Annotated in this window: 4 protein-coding genes; 1 reads left to right on the top strand and 3 read right to left on the bottom strand. The window is 58.6% G+C overall.

What is annotated here, in order from left to right; genetic code table 11:
• The coding region (locus tag C5O18_RS08765) for a DUF2505 family protein (protein WP_105193202.1) at window positions 1-475 on the top strand (475 nt) is incomplete at its 5' end.
• 239 nt (window positions 476-714) lie between these two features.
• Here C5O18_RS08765 and C5O18_RS08770 read toward each other — a convergent pair.
• The 3 genes from C5O18_RS08770 to C5O18_RS08780 all read right to left on the bottom strand — a co-directional run.
• Entirely contained in the window at window positions 715-1,074 is a 360-nt protein-coding gene (locus tag C5O18_RS08770; protein ID WP_105193204.1) for a nucleotidyl transferase AbiEii/AbiGii toxin family protein, read from the bottom strand.
• On the bottom strand, window positions 1,061-1,660 hold the full coding sequence (locus C5O18_RS08775; protein ID WP_164488762.1) for a hypothetical protein: 600 nt from the start codon (window positions 1,658-1,660) through the stop codon (window positions 1,061-1,063). Before C5O18_RS08775 ends, C5O18_RS08770 begins: the two co-directional genes overlap by 14 nt.
• Window positions 1,661-1,827: 167 nt before the next feature.
• Window positions 1,828-2,015 (bottom strand): helix-turn-helix domain-containing protein (locus tag C5O18_RS08780; protein WP_146089312.1); only part of this gene is annotated, 188 nt, incomplete at its 5' end.

A 2,015-nucleotide genomic window follows, 5' to 3' on the forward strand; every position in this document is an offset into this window, starting at 1 on the left:
CAACGGCCGACTGTCCGATATCCGGCCCCTGCTGGCAACCCCGGAGTTCCACCTGGCCGTGTGCCACAAGGTCCCCAGCGAGAACCTGAAGATCGTGAGTTCGATACTGGATGGCGATCGCTACACACTGGCACGCGAACACAACCTGGACGTGAACATTCCCGAACTGGCAAAGCGGTTCCTGCAAGGCGCCTTCAAGCTCTGGCGTGACGACGAATGGTCACTCGGGACGCTCTCGTGCCGATCCCGATTTCGCATGAACATGCCCGCGGAATTCCGCTGCACGACACGCCTCCAGGAAAGCAGCCACGGTCTCGAAGTGCATCACGAATGGGAGGTCGACGTTCGCGTGCCGCTCATACATGACGTGCTGGCACGCCATGCCGAAAGCGAGATCCGGCGCTTCAATGCGATCGAGCTGGAAGTGATGAGAGCGGAGGTTGCTCTTCATACATCCGGGCGACGCTCCCCCTGACCTCTTTCAGACACTCCAGAAACCAAAAGCCCCCGGCTCTTTTGCAAGAACCAGGGGCTTCATGTTTGGCGGTGGACGCAGTCCGGAGCGAACCAGTCTCCGCATCAACTCCCTGCTAACAGGGAAATATCAGGGAGTTTCGTCCACTCATCTCCGAGCGTCTGGGCGAAGCCATCACTGATGGCGCAGCTCAGGGAGAGCCTGTGAACCGACCCCAGTTTCCTAGACAACACCCTGCCTCATGAAATACTGCCGCTCGAACTCGGCAGGCGGCAGCATGTTCGTGTGGCGGTTTCGTCGTAAAACACCCGACGGCTCTCCACATGTGCTGGCTTGCTGTGGTTCCGCCCCTGCTTCACATCCTGGCCAGGCTGAGGCTCAATCCGCAGGTCAATGTCTTCCGAAAAGCGATGGATGACGCCGAACCCCTTGGACAGCGACGTGCCGCCCTTCAGCTCGAAGCGAAAACCTTGCTGCTGCATCCCCCAGAGGCAATGCATGATCCAGTAGTCCTTCTCGACCAGCACCGGATCCAGCCCGCGCTCGGACGCGACCAAGCCCAGCAGACCCTCGAACTCAGGATGATCATGTAGCAGCACGGAAAACGCCCTCAAGCCGCTTGCGCGTGGTCACATTGCCATAGGCACGCAACGCCTGATTCAAGCTATTGCTATCCAATTGCTTGAACCTGCTTGCCGCGCGCGCCCAGACAGCTGATGCATCCTCGGCCAGCTCATCGACATTGTTGAGCAGATCGACGAACAGGAATTCCGTGGACAAGGCATGCGGAAACCTCGGCTTCACCCGGAAATCGAACTCGCGATTGCCCAGCCTGAAGTGCCCATGGCGCTTGCGGTTGTAGACCACCGTGCGGTTGTAGAGCTGCGTGGTGCCCAGTCCGACCGTGTTGTAAGCGGAGGGAGAGAAGAGCAGGAAGTCATCATCCCGCAGGAAGCTGCGCACCAGTTCAGCATCATCAGGCGGCAGCTCGCCAAACACAGACTTGCGAGGCGCGTAATAGAGTCCCTGTGCCAGCTTCCGCAGATCACCCGCCTGCACCAACGCTTGGAGGTGTCTATCAACCGAGGTGGACACAGCCAACAGGTCGGCGCGACGGTACACACGCCCAGGCTTCAGAACCTGCCGGACTTGCTCTAATGCACTGAGCGGCTGGTGATTGGCCATGGCGCATGAGTTCTCATTGAAAATTCATGCAATCAAGGTAACAGATTGGTTGACTTCTGACCAGCTCAAGCCTTTCCGACGCGCAACATCGAGGACAGCCGGATAGAGCACGCAAGCGTCATAGACTGTCGTGAATGGCGAGCTTCTCATTCCTAGCGTCATGAAATTTATTTTGACTCAACCTCACGAAAATCCTTGACTCCGCGCCCCAGCTTGCGCCGCAGAAGTGCGCGCAGTGTCACCCCATCGGCGTACCCGACCTGCGCGGCGATTTGATCAACGCTTCCACTTCCGGTGCGCAGGAGTTGGACCGCACGTTCGACGCGCAAGTCCTGGAAATACGACAGCGGTGTCT

Source organism: Amnimonas aquatica, assembly GCF_002943415.1.
Lineage (GTDB): Bacteria > Pseudomonadota > Gammaproteobacteria > Pseudomonadales > Moraxellaceae > Perlucidibaca > Perlucidibaca aquatica_A.